This window comes from Candidatus Magnetaquiglobus chichijimensis, from assembly GCF_045865675.1.
Lineage (GTDB): Bacteria > Pseudomonadota > Magnetococcia > Magnetococcales > Magnetaquicoccaceae > Magnetaquiglobus > Magnetaquiglobus chichijimensis.
Genome location: NZ_BAAFGK010000004.1, coordinates 290311 through 312960 on the forward strand (window position 1 = coordinate 290311; position 22650 = coordinate 312960).

The window sequence follows — 22650 nt, forward strand, 5'->3', positions numbered from 1 at the left end:
CATTTTGTTTTGGTGCGTCCGGCTGTCCGGTGGTGTGGGAGGACGGTGGGGTGACCCGCATCCTACCCGATTGGGCTTGTTGACAGGTGGTGTCAAGGCCTTGATACGGCGTTGCGACGCCAGCTGTTGCGTACAAGTATGCCGAGTTGCTTGGGTCGTTGCATCATTTTTGATGAGGGGCGGCTGCCACGACATGTCAAGACGGTCTGGGCCCCTGTGATCGTCAGGCCAACCAGAAGGCCGCCTGGAATCGTGTTCCAGGCGGCCTTCTGGTTGGTAAGCTTGCATGATGAGGGGGATTGCCGAACGTGGATCTCCCTGACGGGAGTTCCACGTTCAAGAGAGGATAGGCTGTTACGAGGCGAAACGGCTGGCCACGAAGTCCCAGTTGACCAGGTTCCAGAACGCTTCGACATACTTGGGACGCGCGTTGCGGAAATCGATGTAGTAGGCATGCTCCCAGACGTCACAGGTCAGCAGCGCGGTTTTTCCCTCGGTCATGGGGGTGGCTGCATTGCTGGTGCTCATCAGGTCCAACGAACCATCCGGATTTTTGACCAACCAGGCCCATCCGGAACCAAAGGTTCCAATGGCGGTGTTGGTGAAACGCTCCTTGAAGGTCTCGAAAGAGCCGAATTTGGCGTTGATGGCATCGGCGAGCGCGCCGGTCGGGGCGCCACCGCCACCGGGGGTCAGGCAGTTCCAGTAGAAGGTGTGGTTCCAGACCTGGGCCGCATTGTTGAACAATCCTCCCGAAGAACTCTTGATGATCTCTTCCAGGGATTTTTCCTGATCCGGCGTACCGTCGATCAGTTTGTTGAGATTGGTGACATAGGTTTGATGATGCTTGCCGTAATGGAATTCCAGGGTTTCGGCGGAAATATGGGGCTCCAGGGCATTCGGTGCATAGGGCAAGGGGGGCAATTGAAAGCTCATCGTCATCATCCTTTTTGTTGGCGTGAATGCTGGGGATGTGCGGACATCCCGAAATCGCGATTATCGATCATGATACCTCAATATGGAGGCGGTTTCCATACAGCAATGTGGCGGACATGTAAATTATTTTTTAGTTATGTTGTTGAGTCTGAATCATAACAATTGGACGAACTTATTCATATTCTTATTTTTTAGATCAAAGTTATACTGTTCATGTAAGCATTTAATATCGTTTATGTGACGGATCAAAGGAGATGCCGATGTTAAGTCCGGAGGAGTTGAAGAGTCGCAAGTTTGCAACCACGCTCGCAGGTGAAGATCTGTTGACCAATCGCAGCCATGCCGTCATGGAGGGAAGCACCCAGCATTTTTACCTGGGATATGCCTATCCGGGGAGTGGCGAGGCGGATCCGGTCTGGATGATCAAGCGGATCAGTCTGTTCGAGGATGGGACCACGGCCACGAAGTTTGCTGCGGGTGAGGCGCGTTTCGACCAGGCTTGGTCCGACCATGCATCCCTGACCTATGCGTGATGGAGGTGTGTCATGTCCAGATTCGAGTTCAATCCCATGACCGGTAAGCTAAACCAAATCAACGATACTGTGGACTTTGGGGCGGCTTTTCGCGGATTCTACGATGCCGTGACCGTGTATGCGGTTGGTGATGCGGTGATGGAAAATGGTTTGATCTACGTGTGCAGGCAGGTTGGAAACGGTCATGCGCCTGCCACATCTGGCGAGTACTGGCAGAAATTGGCGTTGCAGGGTCCGCAAGGTCCGCAAGGGGTGCAGGGGGAACCTGGTGACCCGGGCGAGACGGGACCGCAAGGCTTGGCGGGTCCGAGTGGTGCGATGGGTCCGCAAGGTCCGCAAGGGGAGGCGGGGCCGCAAGGGGTACAGGGAGACGTGGGTCCGCAAGGGGCGCAAGGGGCGCAAGGGGCGCAAGGGGTGCAAGGTGATCCGGGTCCGCAAGGTGCGCAAGGGGCCATCGGTCCACAGGGACCACAAGGGGCTACCGGTCCTCAAGGGATTCCAGGTCCGCAACGCTGGTATCAGGGTTCAGGCGTCCCATCGGACGCGATCGGAGCCCAATTCGATCTTTATCTGCGCGGCGACAACGGCCAGGTCTATATCAAAGGCGTTTCCACCTGGAGCGACGCCGGGATCAACATCAAGGGGCCGACCGGCATCGGATCCGGTGGGGTGAACAATCTGACATCGGGTGGCGTGGTTTTCGGCGCGCCGGACGGCTTGATTGCGCAAGATCCCGCCACGCTGCATTACGATGCCGTGAATAAGCGGCTTGGATTCGGAACCTCGTCCCCTTCAACACAACTGTGCGTTCGTTCTACCGGGGCGGTTCCGTCCGAAAAGATCGTTCCATCGGGGCTGATTGGCGATCTTCTTGGGGCGTCGTTTTCCTCGATCACGAATGGCGCAACTTCGTGGTCTTCAAACACGAACTACAGCAATACCGCCTCATGCGCATTCGGTTTTTCACTGAGCAGCCAGAGAAACATCACAAAGTTCCGATTCTACAATTCACAGGGAAACGGCGATTCCCTGATCAAGCATTTTCGTGTCGAATATTACACGGGATCCGCTTGGGTTAAGGTTTCGATTACTGGATGGGAAGACAATGCGACTCAATCCGCTACGGATGAAGCAGAGGCCGCTTTTGCAGCGGGCTGGAATACCGTCACGTTCAGCGCGGTCAGCTGTTCACAGTTTCGCGTGTATGCCACTTCAAAGTGGAACGGAGGAATTTACGCTTTTATAACGGAGATGGAGATCTACGGCGAACAGGCCGGGTTGAGTTCTGTTCTGCTGGATCTCACGTCAGCGGGATTGCTTGGCCTGAACACATTGGCGCCATCTGCCAGATTGGACATCAACAACCCGTCCGACATCTTGACACTGCGCGCTTATCGTTCCGGGACAACAGCCACCGATCCGATTGCCGAGTTCTCTTCAGATGTGACGGCGTTGGCATCGGTCAAATGCAGGATTCTCAACAATGGAAATCTGCAGAATACAAACAACAGCTATGGAGCCATCTCTGACGAGAAATTCAAGGAGAACATTGCCGATACCGCGCCGAAATTGGCCGATCTCATGGCCGTGCGGGTGCGGAATTTCAATCTCATCGGCAACCCGTTGCGCCAGATCGGGGTGATCGCCCAGGAGGTGGAAACCGTTTTTCCGGGATTGGTCGAGTCGGTCCCGGACTTCGAAACGATCCCGGATCCGGCGTGGAGCCCCGGCGAAGGAGAGACCGAGGCGGATCGTCCCATCGTTCGGCGTGATCTGGGCACGGTGACCAAATCGGTCAAATATTCGGTCTTCGTGCCGATCCTGATCAAGGCGTTGCAGGAGTCCCAGACGCGGGTGGTGGCGTTGGCGACGGAGTTGAACGCCCTGACCGTGCGGATCGAGGCGCTCGAGAGCGTCTGACCAGGGATGCGAAAGGCGTTCTGGCACCGGCAGGGAGAGTGACGCCGTGCGTCAGAGGTATCGTTCACCCATCCGTTTGAGGTGAAGGGGTCGTGAGGCCATGAGTCGCGACCCCTTCACCATGCCGTTTGCCCCTCGATAAACTGGCATGATGGGGGGAGAATCCCTGCCTCCAACCAAGGAACGCCCTGACGGGCGTTTCTTGGTAAAAAAAATGTATCCCTGAATGATCATTCAGGGTCAATTCACCTGACATCCCTATGCTCTCTCCCCAGAACCGTCCGAATGGTTCGGATGGACACGCTTTCATCTTCACCAAGGAGAGAGTCATGTATTATGATCGTATCACCCGTTTGTTGCATCTGTTGATCGCGCTGGGGATCGCGGGACAGATGCTGGTATCCCTGGTCATGATCCACCCCAAACCCGGACGGGCCGGGGATTCGTTCTATGCGTTTCACGAGACCTGGGGCGTGGTGTTGCTGGTTCTTTTGGTCAGCCATTGGATGTGGCGCCTGGTTTGTTCTGAACCGGCGCCGTTGGGGCGGTTTTTCCCCTGGTTTTCTTCCTCGCGTCTGGGTGAACTGTGGGCGGATGGCAAGAACCATCTGGTTCATGCCCGGCAAGGGCGGTTGCCGAACGAAACCACGCCCGGTGCGCTGGCCTGCGCCGTGCAGGGATTGGGTCTGCTGGCGGCCACCGCGTTGGGGGTGACCGGAACGATTTTCATGCTCTACGTGGAGCCGAACGTGCGTCCCGTCGGTTGGCTGCATGACATCAAGGAGGTGCATGAAGGATTGGGGGTGGCCATGTGGGCCTATCTGGGTCTGCATGCCGGCATGGGGATCGTTCATCAATGGGTCGGGCATGGGAGTCTGGTGGCGATGTTCCGGTTTTGGGAGAAGGCGCCCAAACAAACGGGCACGGTTACCGTGGCGCTGCTGGTCGGACTCCTGATGAGCGGCACGGCATGGGCGGGCACGCCGGAGGAGATCCTGGCCGGGTATCGCGCCGAGGGTGCCCAGCCGTTCGAGGCGGAACGGGGACGGACATTGTTTGCGAAACAGGGGGTGCCCGGTGAAGATGGCCGGGTTACCCGCTGCACCTCGTGTCACACGGAAGATCCCCGGCAGGCGGGAAAACACCTGAAAACCGGCAAGACCATCGAACCTCTGGCCCCGGTGGCGAATCGGGAGCGTTTGAGCGATCCGGCCAAGGTGGAGAAGTGGTTCGGACGGAACTGCAAGGAGACCCTGGGACGGCCCTGCTCGGTCCAGGAAAAGGGGGATTTCATCACCTGGCTGCTCTCCGTCCGGTAAGGGAGGCCGACCATGAACAACCTGCATAAGGGCTGGATGGTGGCGTTGCTTTTGACCGGGTGCATCGGTGCGTTGACGGAGGCGTCGGGCGGCACGGATCGCTCCGAGTATCGATCCGTGCCCACGCGCGCCACGCCGGAACAGACCAGGCTCTACAAGAGCGAGTGCGGATCGTGTCACATGGCCTATCCGCCGGGTTTGCTGCCCGCGCGCGCCTGGGAACAGGTGATGGGTGGTCTGGAACGCCATTTCGGGGACAACGCCGAACTGGATGGGGTGACGGTGGAGAGTCTCCAGGGCTTTCTGATCGCCAATGCTGCGGATCGGACCGATGACAAGCTCTCACGCAAGTTTTCGACCTCGTTGGCGGCGGGGGATGTTCCGGCGCGTATCAGCCGTGTCGGGTATTTCGTGAAGGAGCATCGGAAGATTCCCGAGAAAATCGTCAGAAGCCCGGAGGTCGGCTCGTTCAGTCGCTGCGAGAGTTGTCATCCCCGTGCCGAGCAGGGCTCCTTTGAAGAGGGGGAGATTCGCGTACCTGGCCTGGGTGTCTGGAAGGATTGATCCGCATGAAGCGCTCTTGGAGGGCACGATTCATCGTCGGGACTCTGATATGGCTCTGGCCAGGGATGGGGATCGCCCATTCCCGTGATCACGAGGATCGCCATCGGGATCATGACCGTGCCAGGGAGTTGGTGCGCGCCGGGGAGATCCTGCCTCTGGAACGCATCCTGGAGCACGATCCCAGAGCGCGAGGCCGGCGGATTCTCGAAGTGGAGCTTGAGAACAAGCACGGGCGATGGATCTATGAGATCGAGGTCAAGGACGAGGGTGGACGGGTGATGGAGTTGGAGTTCGACGCCCGTACCGGTCAATTGTTGAGAGAACACGAGGAGAAGCCGAAACGTGCGACTGCTGGTGGTGGAAGATGATGCGGAGCTTGCCGCCGCGTTGAAACGCGATCTGGGACGGGCGGGATTCGCGGTCGATCAGGCCGGTGATGGGGTCGAGGCCGAATACCTGGGCGACGTGGAGCCTTATGACGCGGTGGTGCTTGATCTGGGGTTGCCGGGACGCCATGGTCTGGAGGTGTTGCGCGGCTGGCGTGGCCGTGGCATCACGGTGCCGGTGTTGATCCTCACTGCCTGGGACGCCTGGCACGAGCGGGTGGATGGCTTCAAGGCCGGCGCGGACGACTATCTGGGCAAGCCGTTCCATGTCCAGGAGTTGGTTGCCCGCCTGAATGCCCTGACCCGACGTGGTTCGGGGCGGGCTCCGGGTGACCTGATGGTGGGTGGCATGCGCCTGGACGAGGCGCGGCAGGAGGTGATCCTGCCCACCGGTGAGCGGCGTGGCCTGACCGGAACCGAATTCCGACTGTTGCGCTATTTCATGCTCCATCCGGATCAGGTGCTCTCCAAGAGCCGGCTGACCGAACATGTCTACGAATACGACGGAGACAAGGACAGCAACGTGATGGAGGTGTACATCAAGCGGTTGCGGGATATCGTGGGGCGCGAGCGCATCCAGACACGGCGCGGACAGGGGTATCTCCTGATCGCACCTCGGGAGGAGTGACCGGGTGATGCGTTCCGTGTGGCGCGGATTCAGGGGGGCGGTGGGGCTGATGGTGAGTCTGCCGTTTCTGCTGCCTCTCGTGCCGATGTGGTGGCTGTACCGCGTTCACGAACGGCGCGCCGGGCGTGCGGTTCCGCCCTGGCCGTGGGCGGCGTGGCGCGGACGCGGGCCGGTCACCACCAGGGAGGAGCTGGAGGCGTTGTTGGTCGCCGATCTGTCCGGATTGGACCGGGAAGCGGAATGGGAGGTGACGCGCGATGCGTGTCCGTCGCCCGATGCCAACCCTCGGGATCGTCGGGCCGGATGGCGCGGCGTGGCGCTGGTGACCGGCGGTGGGCGGCGCGTGGGCGCGGCGATCTGCCGGGATCTGGGACGGATGGGATACGCCGTGGCGGTGGGATATCAACGGGATCGGGAGTCCGCCGAGGGCGTGGTGGCCGGGATCGTGGCCGAAGGCGGCGTGGCGCAGGCGTTTTCTTTGGAATTGACCGACCCGGCCACCCTCGACGCCGTGCTGGAGAGGGTCGAAACCGGGTTGGAAGGGCGATTGGCGTTGCTGGTCAATGGCGCCGCCCGCTTTGAACCCACCCCGTTGGATGGAGCCGGTTGGGAGGCGATGACCGCGCTGCTCCAGGTCAATCTCCAGGGGCCGCTCTGGTTGGCGCTGGGCGCGGCGCGACGCATGCGGGGGAATGGAGGCGGTTCGATCGTGCAGATCGCCGACCTGTGGGGCGAACGACCTCTGGCCGGACATGCCCTCTATGGAGCATCCAAGGCCGGATTGTTGATGGTGACACGGGTTCTGGCGCGAGATCTGGCCCCCGAGGTGCGGGTGAACGCCATCGCCCCCGGCGCGCTGCTGCCGCCCGAAACCGGAGCGGATGAGGGGTATCGGCGTCTGTTGGCGCGCACCCCCCTGGCCGGCATGGCCGGTCCGGAGGCGGTGGTCAAGGCCGTGCGCTATCTGGTGACGGCGGATTATGTGACGGGCGAGGTGCTGCATGTCGATGGCGGACGAGGAGTGTTCTGACGCCGCAGGGTCCGGTACCTCCCTGCAGCGTGATCTGTCGATCGGGTTGGCCGTGGCGCTGGTGGTGGTCATGGCCTGCCAATGGCTGCTGGTCACGCTGGTCATGCGCCAGGTGGTGCGCGATTATGTGGTGTCGCGTCTGGAACACGACGCGGAGAATCTCCTCGCCAATCTGGATCTGACCCTCATGCCGGGGTTGGCGCTCAATCCGGAGCGGATCGATCCCATCTATACCCAGCCGTGGTCCGGACACTACTATCAGATTCATGTGCGCGAGGAGACCTTGCGCTCCCGTTCCCTGTGGGACGCGGAGTTGACCGTGGACATGCCCGGCCAGGACAAGTCGCTCATGACCGAATCGCGACCCTGGGCCCGCTCCCTGTGGAGCATCACCCGCGCCTATTACAAACAGGGCCATGCGGTGCTGGTGGTCGTGGCCGAGGAGATGAGTCACGTGGAACGCGGGGTGTGGGTGCTGCAACTGGGACATGGGGCCATTTCGCTGCTGGCCATCGCTGTGCTGCTGATGTTGCAGCGGCGTGCGTTGCGGCGCGCCGTGGCACCCTTGAATCAGGCCGGCGTCGCCTTGCGGGAGATCGAACAGGGGGCCACCCCGTCACTGCCCGTCCAGGGACTGTTCGTCGAGATCCTGCCCTTCGTCATCGCGATCAATCGGCTGTTGGCGCTGCTGCATGCGCGTCTGGAACGTTCGCGTCAGGCGGCGGGCAACATGGCCCATGCCATCAAAACCCCCTTGACGGTGCTGATGCGCCTGATCGAAGGGGAGGAGTTGCGGGATCATGTGGAGTTGCGCGCCAGGATCGTGCGTCAGATCGAGCTGATTCGCGCCTTGACTTCCCGCGAGCTGAAGAAGGTGCGTCTTTCCGGGGTGCGGAGTCCGGTCGGACGGTTGGAAATGATCGGGGAGTTGCGGGTGCTGGTGGATGTGATGCGTCGCGCCCATGGCGGGCGGAATCTGCGCATCGAGACCCGCATGCCTGATTCCCTGTCGGCGATCATCGACCGCGAGGATCTGTTGGAGCTGGTCGGCAATCTGTTGGACAACGCCTGCAAGTGGGCGGTCGGACGGGTGCGGTTGAGCGTGACGGATGCGGATGGATGGACGTTGCGCGTGGAAGACGATGGTCCGGGGTGCGCGCCGGAGCAGTTCGAGCGGATCTTGCGGCGCGGGGGGCGCGCGGAGGATGCCGAAGGGGTCGCCGGGCAGGGGATCGGGTTGTCCGTGGTCCAGGAGATCGTGTTGGATTACGGCGGACGGATCGCGTTGGGACGCTCCGAGGCGTTGGGCGGGTTTTGCGTCGAGGTGGTGTTGCCGCTCAAGGCCGTGGCGTGAGCGCGGTTTTTCTTGAGAGAACCCTTCAGGCCCCCTACATTTGGAGCGGTCTGTTTCAAGGCAAGGCGAAGGTGACACGTTTTGCCCAAATTGCAAGAGGCGCCGCCTTCGAACTTCCGCCGGGGACCTTGCGGTCCCCGGATGCCTGCAATCATGGGGATCCTGAATCGTCGCTTTCCCTCGGGAGATGTAAAGAGAATTAAGCCCGCTTGTTGCGGCAGCGCGGACAGGCGAGCAGGCGGGCGTGAAGCTGTTCTGCCTTGGGCACCGAAATCGCGCTGCGCTCCAGGGAGAACAGCAGCCCATCCTTTTCCAGTTGGGTCAGAATGCGCGACAGGGTCTCTTCGCGAATGTCCAGCCGTACCGCGATTTCGCGTCGTTTGGTCTCCAGATGGACCGTGAACGGTGCATCGCGACGATCACCCGGCACCCGCTCCAGAAAATAGTGGATCACCCGACACGACGCGCACCACGGCTCCTGTTGCAACCGGACCGTGCGTTCCCGAAGCTCATGGGCCATCTGGGTCATCAGGTCGCGTTGCGTCTCCGGGGAGTCGCGCAAGACCCGTTCAAAAAAGGCCTTGTCCATCAGCATCACCTGACCCGGTTCCATGGCCCTCGCGGTCATGAAATAGCGGGAGGGCGTGAGGAAGTGGGCCGCGATGTTCAGATAGTTTCCCGACTCCACGATGTCGCGTGGCGCGGAAATCGGCGTGGGCAGGGAGCCCTCCTCGGCGAACATCTGCACCCGACCACGCATCAGCAGCAGCACCGGACCGGTTTCGTCTCCGCCTTGGAACAGGATCTCGCCGGTCTGGAATCGATTGACCTCGATCTCGCGGGGCTGTTCGAGGTGGGATGCGTCGTTGGCCTCCCCTCTGGGCAGGTGGGCGTCGGGCGGATCCTGGTAGCGGAACCAGGAGGAGACATCCTGAAGAGGGACGGCAAGGGTGTTCGGTGCGAGCATGGTACTGCGGCTCCTGTGAATCGAAGGCTTTTGACAACACGATGCATCAACCCGAGAGCAACGTTCGTGCCGTGTGATTCGGGTGTGTTCCATCAAGGTATTGGGTCGTCTGGCGTGTGATTTAACGGAGAAGGGGTGTGGCATAGGACGCGCCGCGCCTCTCATTTTTCACACGGTTGCCTATTCAGACAAAAATGGTGTGAAATGGTTCCCGAGAAGCGGGACGCGTTTCAAGATTGGGGGTGTTTTGCAAGTCTGGCCATGTTTTCGCGGAATTCGGCCCCCGGTCCTCCGCGACGGTGGGGGCTTGGAACGTTACGTTCCGCCTGTTTCGGGATCCGACTGAGTCCCCGAACAGACGACGCGGCGCGCACGGCTGAAACGGGGATGGGCCTGGATGCGCACCCGTCCCTCATGACGGCGGATCTCGAGAAAATCGTGCAGATGATCCAGATGCTCGTCCGTGAACCAGGCGCGCCACACATGGTTCAGACGTTCCCAGGCTGGCACGCCCCCCTCGATGCCATGCATCCCCTCGTCGAAGATCCACCCCTCCGGATCGAGCAACGAGCGCAGGATGATCAGATTGAGGGCGTAGATGGCCAGATAACCCAACAGCGGCGGTCGTGGCGACCAGGGGAGCCGTCCGTCGGTCATCAACGGGGGTAGGGTGTGGCCATGCAGGATCCAGTGCAGCTGTCCCTGGATCATCTCGTCCACGACGACGAGAAAATTCTCCCGATCCAGGCCCGCGCCGCGCTCCCCCTTGTCCATCAGCCAGCACCCCTTGGCCCGTTCCCGCAACATGGCCAGAATGCCGGGCCGATCGATGAGCGGGGTGTGGATCAAGGGGGCCATCCACGCTTCCGGCGTGGTCATGGGGTCGCGGAACCGCTCCTCGGCGAGCTTGCGGGTGGCCCGGTTGCGTCCGCGTCGCTCCCGGCAGATCCGTTGCGCTTCGTCGCGGGTCAGGCGCAACAGGCAATCCGCGGTCAGAAACTCCCCAAACGTGGCGTGCCAGAAGGCGTAGCCGTGATTCGGCGGCTCCTTTCCCCGTCCCAGCGCGCCGGGACGCGACCGTTTGTCACGTCGTTCCACATGCACGAAAAAGAGTTGCTCCAGCAGTTGCGGGAGCGGCAAGACCTCCGACGGTGAACTCCCGGTGTCGGCCTCCTGGGGAAAGAACGGCGCGTCTGCCGCGATTTCGTCGGCGCGGATCGACAAAGCCCGACGATGAAACATCCCCACGGCCACGGCCCCGAGCCGTTTCTGCTCTTGATGGAGTCGTTCGTCGGGACAGCCGGAAGGCAGGGTGCGGGCCACGAACCGTTGCACGATGCGTTGATGCAGCTCGAAGCTGGTCAGGGCGTCGCACGCGTGCAACGGGTTGCCATCCGCGTCCAGCACCGCCATCAGCGCAAGATGAAAGGGGATCTCGGCCAGTTGTCGCAGGGCGGGGTTGTCCGGCGGACGCAAGGGCTCCACGCCGCTGGCGCGGAAATAGTCCCGATTGGCCCGATTCCACAGCCGGATCCAGCGGTCGCGGCGCATGGCGTCGAAGGGCTCCAGACGCAGCACCATCGCCCCATCCGGCAGGTCGGCCCGATCGATCACCTCGGTGCGACTGGTGAGGATCAGACGCACCGGACGTCCCAGGGAGGACTCCAGCTCCTGAAAACGGCGCGCCTTTTCCGGATAGTCGCGAAACACCCGCTCGTCGGCGCCGAGCAGTTCGTTCATTCCGTCCAGCAGCACCACGGGATGGCGCGCGCGGGCCGAACGGCTCAAGGGGCCCCATTCGATCTTGCGTCCCAGATCCTGACGCAGCTGCTCCTCGATCTGTCCCTGGATCGTGGCCTGAGCATCGACGCTCCCCAGCACCAGCCGCACCGGATGAAACAGGGATGCACTCAGATGGCCGGCCAGGATGCGGGTCAGGTGGGTCTTGCCCGAGCCGGTCGGGCCGATGATCACCAGGGGAGTCAGGGCCGACTGGTCGGAGAGCAGCCAAGCCAGAAGAAGGTGACCGAGATCCTGCCGGAGTTCGATCGAATCCCAGAAGGTCGGATCGTCGTAATGGCGCTGATCGTGGGTATGCACCACCGCCCGATAGGCGGGCGGGAGAAACGCCGTGACGAGGCTTGGTGGGGTCAGGGTCGGCTCCTGGTTCCGGGGCCTCTGGTGGACCGGAAAGAGCGGCTGACGAAGCTGTTCGACATAGCCGTGATGGAGTTCCAGCCAGGAAGAGTCGGGTTGGTGCCTGCCATCCGGGTCGGGAAGGGCGCGAATCGCCTTGCGGAATCGGGCCATGCCACCATCCGGATGCGGTTCGGGCGCAGGATTTTCCAACGGGGCGGCGGTCAGCAGGCGTCGTGTTCGCGGGGCGATGGGTGCCGTGGCGAGAAAGGTCGCGATGTCGGAGGGCATGTCGGGGGTCATGAAAAGATCTTCTGGAATCCTGGCCGTGGCGCGGGTGTCGGCGTGGATTCGGGGGCCTGGGCCCGAGCTGGTCACGCCATGCGGGATATTATCATGGAATCCATGTCAGGCAAGAAGGATTTTATGTTTGGTGGGACAGGCTGCATGGTCGGCGTGAGGGAGATCCTGAAAGCGACCGGATCCCATGGGGTCCAAAAAAAGCCCCGAGTGGCGAAACCACTCGGGGCCCGATGCCAGGATGGCGAGAAATCAGGCGAAACGGCGCAACGGCTCCGCCGGGATCACCTGCTGATGCAACGCCGCATCCTCCCACTTGCCGCCCCAGGCCAGGACGAACAGTTGGGAGTAGTAGACCACCGGGATGTTGAAGTTGGTCCCCAGGGTTTTGTTGATCAACCCCTGGTAGACCTCCAGGTTCAACTGGCAGACCGGGCAGGGGGTGACGATCACCTCGGCGCCGTTGTCCACCGCGGATTGCAGGATCTGCTTGGTCAGCACGCAGGACTTCTCCGGCTCGGAGAACATCAACGCACCACCACAACAGGCCACCTTCATCGGGAAGGGGACCGCCGTGGCGCCGGTGGCCTCGATCATCCGGTCCAGATACTGGGGATTTTCGAAGCTGTCCCCGCACACCCCAAAGGGACGGTTGGTCTGACAGCCGACATAACCGGCCACCTTGAGTCCCTTCAACGGCTTGGTCACCTTGGACTTCAGGGTCTCCCAACCCACATCCTCGATCAGCACCTCGACCATGTGACGGGTCTTGATGTGTCCGTCGTAGGAGAGCCCGGCTTCGGCCAGGGCGGTGTTGAGGTTCTGCTTGATGTGGGACTCTTCCTCGATGCGCTCGTTGGTCTCGCGCATGGCGAGCCAGCAGGCGGCGCAGGTGGCCACCAGATCGGTGTTGCCGCGCTGTTTTTGCGCCAGGGCGAAGTTGCGCGCCGAGAGGGCCATGCGCGGCAACTGCCCGCCACCGGCATAGCCGATGGAGGCGCTACAGCAGTTCCAGTCATCGATTTCGTTGAGCTTGATCCCCAGCATCTGACACATGGATTGCACCGAGTTCTCCATGTTGGCTGCCGAGGCGTTGTGTTCGGAACTGCAACCCGGGAAAAAAGTGTACTCCTTCATGCGTGGTTCTCCAGTTTCGCCTCGAGTTCAGCCGCTTTCGCCAACATTTTCGTCATGCCGTCGAATCCCTTGATCTTGCCGCGGAACGGAATGGGATTCAAACGACGGGTTTTGAGCATGCCGATCGCGGAATCCTTCATTTCCAGACCGCGCTGGATGCCGGCGCCCAGACCATCCAGGAAGTAGAGGCGCATGGTGAGCATCGCCTCGCCGACGCGACCGGTGGCGGTGATGTTTTTCCAGAACACCTCCACCGCGAAACGACGGGTGGGTTGCAGAGGATCGGTCATCTTTTCGGTTTCGGCGTAGCGGGCCAGACCGTGGATGATGTGGGTGATGGGCAGTTCGCGCGGGCAGCGCACGATGCAGTTGTAGCAGGAGGTGCACATCCACATGTCGGAGCTTTTGAGCACCTCGTCGCGCTTGCCGGCGCGCACCATCTGGAACAGTTGCCGGGGCGAGTGCTGCCAATGGGCGCGCAGCGGACAAGAGCCCGCGCAGACGCCGCACTGCATGCACATCTTGATCCAGTGGCCCATTTCGGACTTCTTGTAAACGTCCTTGGCGAATGTCAGATCGTAAGCCATTTTTCCATGATCTCCCATCCGGTGGACCCCGCTCCTGGATGCCAGGGGCGGGGCGCTCGACCGGTTTTCGTTGAAGGCCGGTTAGAAACCCTTGTAGGGGTTGGGGTTCAGGTTGCTGATCTGCTCGACGAAATCGCTGATCGCGTTGGGCAGGGTATCGGCATCCATGATGTTCACCTCGACCATCTTCACGCGGTTCGATTCCAGCTTCAACCGTTGCAGGGTCTCGGAGACCTTGCTCAGGCGGATTTCGGCCAGGGCGGAACCGCGCACGTTGTGGCACTGGTAGTCGTCGCCATGCTTGCAGCCCATCAGCATCACGCCGTCGAACCCCTTGGACATGGCGTCGGCGATCCACACCAGGGAGAGCGAGCCCATGCAGCGCAGCGGAATGATGCGCACATAGGGGCTGATCGGCGAACGGTTGCGTCCCACCATGTCGAGGGCCGGAACCGCGTCGTTGGTGCAGGCGAAGATCAGGATGCGCGGCTTCTCCTCGTCCTCCTCCGGGATCTCGATCTCCTTGATCATGGAGCTGATCATGTCCACCGAGTAGTTGGCGAAGGAGATGATTTTCTGCGGGCAGGCGCCCATGCAGGTGCTGCACCGGCGGCAGCGGGCCGGGTTGAAGAGCGGGTTGCCCTTGTCATCTTCGTTGATGGCGCCGAACGGGCACTCTTCCGTGCAGCGTTTGCACTGGGTACACCCTTCCGGGCGGTACGACGGATAGGAGAGGTCACCCGAACGGGGGTGGACCGCCACGCCGTGGGACACCGCCTCGACCGCCTGGATGGCTTTGAGGGCGGCGCCCGAGGCATCGGTCATCGTGGCGGCGATGCCCATGGGGCGACGGGCCGGACCGGCGACGTAGATGCCGGTGCGCCGGGTTTCGTAGGGGAAGCAGATGAAGTGGGAGTCCGGGAAGCCGGCGGCGCCCAGGCGTGGCAGGCTTGGTCCCTGGCGATACTGGAGGTTCAGGATCGAACCAGGCAGTTCGTCGCGACCGGTGCCGACCGGCGAGGGGGCGTTGGGATCCAGGGTATCGACCGTGCTGACCATGCCGGTGGCCAGCACCAGCAGATCCACATCCAGGGTTTCGTTGTTGCGGATCAGGTGGTCGTGGACCTTCACCGAAACCCCGCCCTTGGCGTTGCCGGAGACACCGGCCACATCCCCCTTGATGAAGACCGCGCCCTTGTCCTGGGCCGAGCGGTAGAAATCCTCCATCTGACCGGGGGTGCGGATCTCCTGATAGAGCAGATAGGTCGAGGCGTCCTCGCCGTACTGATCGATCACGTACATCGCCTGTTTCATCGAGTAGATGCAGCAGGCGCCGGAGCAATAATCGAGATGCTCCTTGTCGCGCTGACCGGCGCACAGGGCGAAGGCGACCCGCTTGGCCGGCTGACCGTCGGACTTGCGGAGGATCTTGCCCTCCTTGGCCATCTTTTCGAAGTCGGCGCTGGTGATCACGTCCGGCGAGGTGCCATGGCCGAGGTTGGCCGGGAGTTTGCTGGGATCATACAGATCGAAGCCGGTGGCGACCACGATCGAGCCGACGCGGATCTCCTTGGTGGAGGAGGCGTTGTTGATGATCAGATCGAACTGGCCCGGCTGGCCGGAGGTCTTGGTGACCGTGGCGTTCTTGAAGATCTTGATGCGGTTGTCGTTCTCGACTTCCGAGATCAGGGCGCCGATGAAGTTCTCGCCCATTTCCCGATACGGGGGCTGATTGTCCGGGGTGACCTTGTGCATGGCGTTCATCTTGCCGCCCAGAACATCGCTCTTTTCGATGATCACGGCGTTGTAGCCGGCGCGGGCGATGTCGCGGGCTGCGGTCAGACCGGCCAGGCCCCCACCGACCACCAGCACATCCTTGGAGCCTTCCGAGTGCAGGAACGGATCCGGGATGTTCATTTTCTTGATCTTGACGCAACCGAGACGGAGGTAATCCTCGGCCATCATCTGCCGATCCTCCTCGGCGGTCTCGTCACCCTCCTTCACATCGAGCATCCACAAGCACTTGTCGCGCAGATCCACCCGGTCCATCAGGTCGATGTCGAAGCGGAATTCGGCGGCCTTTTCGCGATGCGAGCAGGCGGCGACGATCACGGCATTGACCGTCCCCTCGGCGAGATCCTGCTGGATCATCGCCACGCCCTCGGCTCCGCACAGCAGGGCATGATCCTTGACGACCGGGATTTTCTGCTCCTTGGTGGCGATCGCCTTGAGGGCCTTGAGGTCCAGCGCGTCGCCGATGCCGCAGCCGGTGCAGATGTAACAACCGATTTTCTTTTGTTGTTCCATGTTCTTATCCTCTCTTAACCGCGGCGTGGATCGCCTTCATGGCCATGGCCGTGGCCGACTGCACGGAGCTGGCCACGTCGGTTGGCATGGCCGCGCAACCGGCGGACAGCACGCCACCGGTGACGAAGCCGTACTCGTCCTGGCGAACCTCGGAATAGGGAACCTTGGCATCGACGGCGGAGTTGGGCTCCATGCCGGTGGCCAGCACCACCAGGTCGAAGGGCATGGCATAGCGTTCGCCGGTGAGGGTGTTTTCGCCCACCACCACCGGATTGCCGTGGCCATCCTCCTCGATGCGGGCCGGCTTGGACTTGATCCAGCTGATGCCCTGATCGTCACGGGTTTTTTGCAAAAAGCTTTCGTAGCGGTCCATGGCGCGCAGATCGATGTAGAAGATCGTCACCTTGGAGTCCGGATATTGATCGCGCACGTAGGCGGCCTGTTTCATCGAGGCCAGACAGCAGATGCGCGAGCAGAAGGGCAGGTAGTTGTGATCGCGGGAGCCGGCGCACTGGATGAAGGCGACGTTCTTGGCCTCCTTGCCATCGGCGCGGACGATTTTTCCGCCGGTGGGACCGTAGACGTTGGCCAGACGCTCGAAGCGCATGTTGGTGGTGACGTTGGCGTACTGACCAAAGCCGTAGGGGAGGATTTTTTCCGCGTCATAGGGTTTCCAGCCGGTGGCCCAGACGATGGCCGCGACCTTCTCTTCGACGATTTCGGCCTGCATGTCGGGCTTGATCGCTCCCGCCGGACAGACCTTGGCGACCTTTTGGGCCTCGTCGGTCTTGGCGTATTCGGGATCCATGTAGTACCAGCTCGGGAAGGCCATGGCGTGGTTGTTGCGGATCGCCTTGACCTGACGCATGCCGAAGTTGTACGGATCCGGCACCTCGGCGGTGCAGACCGCCGAGCAGTCGCCGCAGCCGGTGCAGGCTTCGGTGACGTAGCGCGGATTTTTCTGGATGCGCACGGTGTAATCGCCTTCAGCGCCCTGGATATCGACCACTTCGGAGAGGGTCAGATAGCGGATGCGGGCGTTGTTTTTGATGCGCTGGTAGTTGATCTCCAACCCGCAGGTCGGGGAGCAGAGTTTGGGGAAATATTTGTTGTGTTGCGAGACTCGACCACCGAGGTGAGGATCCTTTTCCACCAGAAGCACATGATATCCGGTTTCGGCTGCTTCGACGGCGGTGGTCAGACCGCTGATTCCGCCGCCGACGACCAGGATGGTTTGGCCCGCGGCATTTGCATCCGCCATGGTTTACCTCCGATTGTTGATTTTTTTTGGGGTGAGGGTTGGGTCTTCATCAATTCTGGCATGGGTTGCGCGCCAATTGGCGCTGCTGGAAACGACCAGCCAGAATGTCACGTTCCGATTATTGCCTTTGGAAGCTCAAGGACCGGCATGGCCTTTGCGTGCTTTTGTAGGCGTCATGCGTTAGTTTCAGCTTTTCCTTATATACTGAATTTCTTAACACGCATACCGCTTAAGCGCAAGGGGATTCGCGTTTCGTGTCGCTTTTTCCCCAAGCGTGCGTTATACTTTTGTATCGACAATTTTGTTTGCACATCACCCAGGCCCCGGCCAAGGAGCATCATGAGCCATCCCGAATTCGAACTGTCGCGCCGTGAAACCGTGGCGTCGCTGAAACTGACCGTGGAGACCTATCGCCATCGGGTCACGGGCGCCCGTCATGTGCATCTGGCCGCCGACGACCCGCACAATGCGTTTCTGGTGGCTTTTTTGACCGTGCCTCAGGATTCGACCGGTGTCGCCCACATTCTCGAGCACACCGCCTTGTGTGGCAGCGAACGTTATCCGGTTCGCGATCCTTTCTTCATGATGCTGCGCCGGTCGCTCTCCACCTTCATGAACGCCTTCACCTCCAGCGACTGGACCGCCTATCCGTTTGCCACCCAGTCGCGCAAGGATTTTGATAATCTTCTGCGCGTCTATCTGGATGCCGCCTTTTTCCCGCGTCTCGATGAACTCGATTTTGCCCAGGAGGGGTTTCGGGTGGAGTTTGCCGAACCCGAGAGTCCCGATGTGGAGCTGGTTTTCAAGGGTGTGGTGTTCAACGAGATGAAAGGGGCGATGAGTTCTCCGGCGCGGGTGCTCTCCCAGTGCATGTCCGAGCATCTGTTTCCCACCACCACCTATCATTACAACAGCGGCGGCGATCCGGAGTGCATACCCGATTTGACCTGGGACGGGTTGAAGGCGTTCCATGGCCGTTTCTACCACCCCTCGAATGCCATTTTCATGACTTACGGCGACATCACCGCCGCAGAGCACCAGGCCAGGTTCCAGGAACAGGTGTTGGCCCGTTTTCGGGACAATCCCGGCGCCTCGTCGATTCCCGACGAGCGGCGTCATCCGGCTCCTTTCGCCATCGAGGAGGTGTATGCCCTGGATGGAGAGACCGATACCTCGGAGAAGTCCCACATCGTGTTGGGTTGGCTGTTGGGGCGCACCATGGAGATGGAGCATCTGCTCAACGCCCATCTGTTGAACGGTGTGTTGCTCGACAACAGCTCCTCGCCGCTGTTGCAGGTGCTCGAGACCACCGATCTGGGGGCCTCGCCCTCGTCGTTGAGCGGCCTGGACGACTCGGGACGGGAGTTGGTTTTCGTATGCGGTCTGGAGGGGTCGGAGCCGGAACGGGCCGATGCCGTCGAAAAGCTGATTCTGGATCTTCTGGCGCGGGTGGCCGAGGAGGGGGTCGAGCCGGAGCGGGTGGAGTCGGTGTTGCATCAATTGGAGCTGTCGCGACGCGAGATCGGCGGGGATGGTCTGCCGTATGGTCTGAAACTGCTGTTGAACGCTCTGACCCCGACGTTGCACGGCGGGGATCCGATCCAGGCCCTGGCGCTGGATGATGCGTTGAACGCCTTGCGCGAGCGGGTGGCCGATCCCGACTTCATCAAGGGTCTGGCGCGTGTCTGGTTGCTGGAGAATCCCCACCGGGTGCGGGTGGTGTTGAAACCGGATGCCACGCTGAACGCCCGGCGCAAGGAGCGTGAGATTGCCCGGTTGCGGGAGATTCTCGCCGGCATGGATGCGGCGGAGCGGGCGCGGGTGATCGAGCGGACCCAGGCGTTGCGCGCCCGTCAGGAGCAGGAGGACGATCCGGAGATTCTGCCGCGTCTGGAACTCTCCGACATCCCGTCGGATATCCCCATCGCCGAGGGGAACGAGGCCGGAAAGGGGGAGATGCCGGTTTTCTGGTTCAAGGCGGCCACCAACCGGCTGGTCTATCAGCAGTATGTCATCGACCCGCCGGCCATGCCCGATGAGTTGCTGGCGTTGTTGCCGATCTTTTCCACCTGTCTTTCCGAGGTGGGGTGTGGCGGTCGCGATTACCTTCAGACCCAGGCCCATCAGTCGGCCATCAGCGGTGGCATCGCGGCGCGTATGGGGTTGCGCTCCTCGGTGGACGATCTGGAGAGCTATCGGTGCGTTTTCTGCATTTCCGGCAAGGCGTTGTCGCGCAATCAGGGGGCTTTGTCGCAACTGATTCTGGATACCATCGACACCGCCCGTTTCGACGAACTTTCCCGTTTGCGCGAGTTGGTGGCGCAGATGCGTTCCGCCGCCGAGATGCGTGTCACCGAGAATGGTCATGTGCTGGCTCTTTCGGCTGCCGGGGCCGGCATGAGTCGCGTGGCCGCCTTGAACGATCTGTGGGGCGGCATGGCGGCGGTGAAGCGGTTGAAGAGTCTGGACAAGAGTCTGGACGATCCCAAGGCTCTCGCCGAGTTCGCCGAACGTCTGGAGAGGTTGCGTGATCTGTTGCGGCGTGCGCCGGGGCGGATGTTGATCGTGGGTGAGGAGGAGGATTTCGCCGATTTCGGAGAGACGTTGGCCGGGCAGTGGGGTGGACGTGGCCAGGCGGTCGATCCGTCGGGCGGCATTGTCGTGGGACCGCTTGCCGGTGCGCTCAAGACGGCCTGGGCCACGGTGACCCAGATCCATTTTTGTGCCCGTGTCCACAAGACCGTTCCCTATGTCCATCCGGACGCGCCGGCTCTGGCGGTGTTGGGTTTGTATCTGAAGAACGGTCATCTGCATCGTGCCATTCGCGAACGGGGTGGCGCCTATGGTGGCGGGGCGGGGTATGATTCGGACAGTGGTTTGTTCCGGTTTTATTCCTATCGCGATCCGCGCGTGGAGGAGACCATGGCCGATTTTCAGAATTCGCTCGAGTGGTTGATGGCGGGCAAGGCGGATGCGCGTGCCTTGGAGGAGGCGCTTTTGGGAATGATCGGGGCGATCGACCGGCCCGGATCTCCGGCGGGCGAGGCCAAGCGGGCGTTTCATGATGCGTTGTACGGGCGGTTTCCCGAGGTGCGGCGTGCTTTTCGCAAGCGGGTGATGGCGGTCACCGAGGTGGAGTTGCGGCGTGTGGCCGGGATCTATCTGGATCCGGAGCGGGCCGGGTATGGGTTGGTGACCAACGCCGAGGTGATGGAGGGAAGGTTGGGGGAGGAGTGGATCAAGCGGACGTTGTAAGAGGCGTGGATCAAGCGGACGTTGTGCGTGGAATGCTCCGTCACAGGGGCGGGTGGGGGCGGTGGGATGATCACCCGTCATCACGGGGGACCGGGCGGTGGGATGATCACCCGTCATCACGGGGGACCGGGCGGTGGGATGATCACCCGTCATCACGGGGGACCGGGGGCGGTTACCGCCCCCGGCAGGGTGTGGGGCAGCGCCCCACGACGTTGCTTTTGGTTTTGACTTCTGTTTTTCTGACTTTGACTTTATTTTCTGTTCCTCTGATCTTTCCTTCTTGATGTTGTTTTGGTTTTAGCGCGCTCTACAAAAAAGCGTTTTTTTCGCGTTTTTTGCGAAAAAACGCTGCGCGCTGCCTTGGCTGCGGGAACGTTTCGCGTTTTTTGCGAAACGTTCCCGCGTACATGGCCCAAGAGACCGGTCGCCATCGGCGACCGGTTTGAATCGGGCGAACGTGCCCCGGTCGTTGCCAGAAGACGGCAACGACCGGGGCACGGAAGCTGCGCGCAGGCGATTTTTCGCTGGGCGAAAAATCGCTTTTGTGAAGAGCGCGCGAAAAACGAGAACAAGAATCAAGAACGGAAACAGGAACAGTAAGGAGCAACAAGCGAACGTCAACGTCACAAAGGAAAAACCTTGGAGGCTCTGCCTCCAAACCTCCGCCGGGGACCTCCGGTCCCCGGTCCCCTGTGACCGTTGGCGTGCTGATGCCCCGCGTGACCGTTGACGTGTTGATGCCCCGCGTGACCGTTGACGTGTTGATGCCCCGCGTGACCGTTGGCGTGTTGATGCCCCGCGTGACCGTTGGCGTGTTGATGCCCCGCGTGACCGTTGGAGCCCGTTGCCCGTTGGAGCCGTTCCCCATTTTTGGCAGGGAGTTGTGAATCATGATCCTCGTTACCGGCGGAGCCGGCTTTATCGGCGCCAATTTCATCCATGCCTGGTTCAAACACACCGACGAACCGGTGCTCAACCTGGACAAGTTGACCTATGCCGGCAATCTCGCCAACCTGGCCAAACTCAACGACGATCCACGCTACCTCTTCACCCGTGGTGACATCAACGACCGCGACCTGCTGGGAACCCTGCTCAATCAGCATCACCCCCGCGCGATCCTCCACTTCGCGGCGGAATCCCATGTGGATCGTTCGATCCTGGGTCCGGGCGAATTCATCCAAACCAACATCGTCGGGAGCTTTCATCTGCTGGAGATGACCCGCGACTACTGGAACCGATTGCCGGACACGTCGCAGGATGGCGCGAACAAACGGGATTTTCGCTTCCTGCACGTTTCGACCGATGAGGTCTACGGCACCTTGACCCCGGAAGATCCTCCCTTCGCCGAAACCAATCCGCATCTGCCCAACAGCCCCTACGCCGCTTCCAAGGCAGCCTCGGACCACCTGGCGCGCGCTTGGCACCATACCTATGGCCTGCCGGTGCTGATCACCAATTGCAGCAACAACTACGGTCCGTATCAGTTTCCGGAAAAGCTCATCCCGCTGGTGATCCACAACGCCCTGGCCGGCAAACCACTGCCCATCTACGGCGATGGGATGCAGGTGCGCGACTGGCTCTATGTGGAGGATCACTGCCTGGCGATCATGCGTGTGCTGGCGGCGGGCCAACCGGGCGAAACCTACAACATCGGCGGTTGGAACGAAAAGCCCAACCTCGAGGTGGTGCGCACCATCTGCGGCGTTCTCGACGCGGCGCGCCCCAGAGCGGATGGCCGGGGATACGCGGAACAGATGACCTTTGTCCAGGATCGCCCCGGACACGACCGACGCTACGCCATCAACGCCGCAAAAATCGAACGGGAACTGGGCTGGCGGCCCGGAGAGAGCTTCGAGAGCGGGATCGTCAAGACCGTGGGGTGGTATCTGGAACACGCCGACTGGGTGGCGGATGTGACCAGCGGGGCCTACCGGCAGTGGGTGGAACGGCAGTATGGCGGGCGCGGATGAGGCGTGACCGGTGAATCCTCTGACCCGGATTCGGGTCAGAGGCGGGTGGAAGGAAAACGG

At 61.4% G+C, this 22650-nt stretch carries 17 protein-coding genes; 10 read left to right on the plus strand and 7 right to left on the minus strand.

What is annotated here, in order from left to right; translation table 11 throughout:
- Positions 1-354: 354 nt before the first annotated feature.
- Positions 355-936 (minus strand): superoxide dismutase, encoded by a 582-nt coding sequence (locus tag ACOY6C_RS05700; RefSeq protein ID WP_420904531.1) that lies wholly within the window; start codon positions 934-936, stop codon positions 355-357.
- Positions 937-1190: 254 nt separating this feature from the next.
- Here ACOY6C_RS05700 and ACOY6C_RS05705 point away from each other — a divergent pair, with 254 nt between their 5' ends.
- From ACOY6C_RS05705 to ACOY6C_RS05740, 8 genes are all read left to right on the plus strand, one after another.
- Positions 1191-1469, plus strand: a complete 279-nt coding sequence (locus ACOY6C_RS05705) for a hypothetical protein (protein WP_420904532.1) — start codon at positions 1191-1193, stop codon at positions 1467-1469.
- A 12-nt stretch (positions 1470-1481) separates the two neighbouring features.
- Positions 1482-3389: a tail fiber domain-containing protein gene (locus ACOY6C_RS05710; protein ID WP_420904533.1), complete on the plus strand. Its 1908-nt coding sequence runs from the start codon at positions 1482-1484 to the stop codon at positions 3387-3389.
- A 329-nt stretch (positions 3390-3718) separates the two neighbouring features.
- A complete protein-coding gene (locus tag ACOY6C_RS05715) occupies positions 3719-4708 on the plus strand; it encodes a DUF1924 domain-containing protein (protein WP_420904534.1) in 990 nt (329 codons plus the stop codon).
- A gap of 12 nt (positions 4709-4720) precedes the next feature.
- Positions 4721-5272 carry a diheme cytochrome c gene (locus ACOY6C_RS05720; protein WP_420904535.1) on the plus strand — a complete coding sequence of 184 codons (552 nt, stop codon included), beginning with the start codon at positions 4721-4723 and terminating at the stop codon, positions 5270-5272.
- 5 nt (positions 5273-5277) lie between these two features.
- The gene (locus ACOY6C_RS05725; RefSeq protein WP_420904536.1) at positions 5278-5640 is read left to right on the plus strand and encodes a PepSY domain-containing protein; all 363 of its coding nucleotides are present in this window, start codon (positions 5278-5280) and stop codon (positions 5638-5640) included.
- Entirely contained in the window at positions 5615-6286 is a 672-nt protein-coding gene (locus tag ACOY6C_RS05730) for a response regulator transcription factor (RefSeq protein WP_420904537.1), read from the plus strand. The genes ACOY6C_RS05725 and ACOY6C_RS05730 overlap by 26 nt, the downstream gene beginning before the upstream one ends.
- A gap of 7 nt (positions 6287-6293) precedes the next feature.
- The gene (locus ACOY6C_RS05735; protein WP_420906086.1) at positions 6294-7316 is read left to right on the plus strand and encodes an SDR family oxidoreductase; all 1023 of its coding nucleotides are present in this window, start codon (positions 6294-6296) and stop codon (positions 7314-7316) included.
- Positions 7288-8670, plus strand: coding sequence for a sensor histidine kinase (locus ACOY6C_RS05740; protein ID WP_420904538.1), 1383 nt, complete (start codon positions 7288-7290; stop codon positions 8668-8670). The genes ACOY6C_RS05735 and ACOY6C_RS05740 overlap by 29 nt, the downstream gene beginning before the upstream one ends.
- A 199-nt stretch (positions 8671-8869) precedes the next feature.
- Here ACOY6C_RS05740 and ACOY6C_RS05745 read toward each other — a convergent pair whose 3' ends face one another.
- The 6 genes from ACOY6C_RS05745 to ACOY6C_RS05770 all read right to left on the minus strand — a co-directional run bounded on the left by ACOY6C_RS05745 (position 8870) and on the right by ACOY6C_RS05770 (position 17365).
- Positions 8870-9637, minus strand: a complete 768-nt coding sequence (locus ACOY6C_RS05745; RefSeq protein WP_420904539.1) for a Crp/Fnr family transcriptional regulator — start codon at positions 9635-9637, stop codon at positions 8870-8872.
- A 315-nt stretch (positions 9638-9952) separates the two neighbouring features.
- Positions 9953-12076 carry an NACHT domain-containing protein gene (locus tag ACOY6C_RS05750; protein ID WP_420904540.1) on the minus strand — a complete coding sequence of 708 codons (2124 nt, stop codon included), beginning with the start codon at positions 12074-12076 and terminating at the stop codon, positions 9953-9955.
- 249 nt (positions 12077-12325) lie between these two features.
- Positions 12326-13210, minus strand: a complete 885-nt coding sequence (locus ACOY6C_RS05755) for a CoB--CoM heterodisulfide reductase iron-sulfur subunit B family protein (RefSeq protein ID WP_420904541.1) — start codon at positions 13208-13210, stop codon at positions 12326-12328.
- Positions 13207-13797, minus strand: a complete 591-nt coding sequence (locus tag ACOY6C_RS05760; RefSeq protein ID WP_420904542.1) for a 4Fe-4S dicluster domain-containing protein — start codon at positions 13795-13797, stop codon at positions 13207-13209. Before ACOY6C_RS05760 ends, ACOY6C_RS05755 begins: the two co-directional genes overlap by 4 nt.
- 81 nt (positions 13798-13878) lie before the next feature.
- Positions 13879-16104 (minus strand): FAD-dependent oxidoreductase, encoded by a 2226-nt coding sequence (locus ACOY6C_RS05765; RefSeq protein ID WP_420904543.1) that lies wholly within the window; start codon positions 16102-16104, stop codon positions 13879-13881.
- A gap of 4 nt (positions 16105-16108) precedes the next feature.
- Entirely contained in the window at positions 16109-17365 is a 1257-nt protein-coding gene (locus ACOY6C_RS05770) for an FAD-dependent oxidoreductase (protein WP_420904544.1), read from the minus strand.
- A gap of 339 nt (positions 17366-17704) precedes the next feature.
- Between ACOY6C_RS05770 and ACOY6C_RS05775 the strand changes: the two genes are divergently transcribed.
- Together ACOY6C_RS05775 and rfbB are read left to right on the plus strand one after the other, a co-directional pair.
- Entirely contained in the window at positions 17705-20620 is a 2916-nt protein-coding gene (locus ACOY6C_RS05775) for an insulinase family protein (RefSeq protein ID WP_420904545.1), read from the plus strand.
- Positions 20621-21510: 890 nt separating this feature from the next.
- Positions 21511-22590: a dTDP-glucose 4,6-dehydratase gene (rfbB, locus tag ACOY6C_RS05780; protein WP_420904546.1), complete on the plus strand. Its 1080-nt coding sequence runs from the start codon at positions 21511-21513 to the stop codon at positions 22588-22590.
- Positions 22591-22650: the final 60 nt, after the last annotated feature.

Bases quoted from the DNA above. Each gene is read 5' to 3' on its own strand.
- ACOY6C_RS05700 (WP_420904531.1), bottom strand. From the start codon at position 936: ATGAGCTTTCAATTGCCCCCCTTGCCCTATGCACCGAATGCCCTGGAG.
- ACOY6C_RS05705 (WP_420904532.1), top strand. From the start codon at position 1,191: ATGCCGATGTTAAGTCCGGAGGAGTTGAAGAGTCGCAAGTTTGCAACC.
- ACOY6C_RS05710 (WP_420904533.1), top strand. From the start codon at position 1,482: ATGTCCAGATTCGAGTTCAATCCCATGACCGGTAAGCTAAACCAAATC.
- ACOY6C_RS05715 (WP_420904534.1), top strand. From the start codon at position 3,719: ATGTATTATGATCGTATCACCCGTTTGTTGCATCTGTTGATCGCGCTG.
- ACOY6C_RS05720 (WP_420904535.1), top strand. From the start codon at position 4,721: ATGAACAACCTGCATAAGGGCTGGATGGTGGCGTTGCTTTTGACCGGG.
- ACOY6C_RS05725 (WP_420904536.1), top strand. From the start codon at position 5,278: ATGAAGCGCTCTTGGAGGGCACGATTCATCGTCGGGACTCTGATATGG.
- ACOY6C_RS05735 (WP_420906086.1), top strand. From the start codon at position 6,294: ATGCGTTCCGTGTGGCGCGGATTCAGGGGGGCGGTGGGGCTGATGGTG.
- ACOY6C_RS05740 (WP_420904538.1), top strand. From the start codon at position 7,288: ATGTCGATGGCGGACGAGGAGTGTTCTGACGCCGCAGGGTCCGGTACC.
- ACOY6C_RS05745 (WP_420904539.1), bottom strand. From the start codon at position 9,637: ATGCTCGCACCGAACACCCTTGCCGTCCCTCTTCAGGATGTCTCCTCC.
- ACOY6C_RS05750 (WP_420904540.1), bottom strand. From the start codon at position 12,076: ATGACCCCCGACATGCCCTCCGACATCGCGACCTTTCTCGCCACGGCA.
- ACOY6C_RS05755 (WP_420904541.1), bottom strand. From the start codon at position 13,210: ATGAAGGAGTACACTTTTTTCCCGGGTTGCAGTTCCGAACACAACGCC.
- ACOY6C_RS05760 (WP_420904542.1), bottom strand. From the start codon at position 13,797: ATGGCTTACGATCTGACATTCGCCAAGGACGTTTACAAGAAGTCCGAA.
- ACOY6C_RS05765 (WP_420904543.1), bottom strand. From the start codon at position 16,104: ATGGAACAACAAAAGAAAATCGGTTGTTACATCTGCACCGGCTGCGGC.
- ACOY6C_RS05770 (WP_420904544.1), bottom strand. From the start codon at position 17,365: ATGGCGGATGCAAATGCCGCGGGCCAAACCATCCTGGTCGTCGGCGGC.
- ACOY6C_RS05775 (WP_420904545.1), top strand. From the start codon at position 17,705: ATGAGCCATCCCGAATTCGAACTGTCGCGCCGTGAAACCGTGGCGTCG.
- rfbB (WP_420904546.1), top strand. From the start codon at position 21,511: ATGATCCTCGTTACCGGCGGAGCCGGCTTTATCGGCGCCAATTTCATC.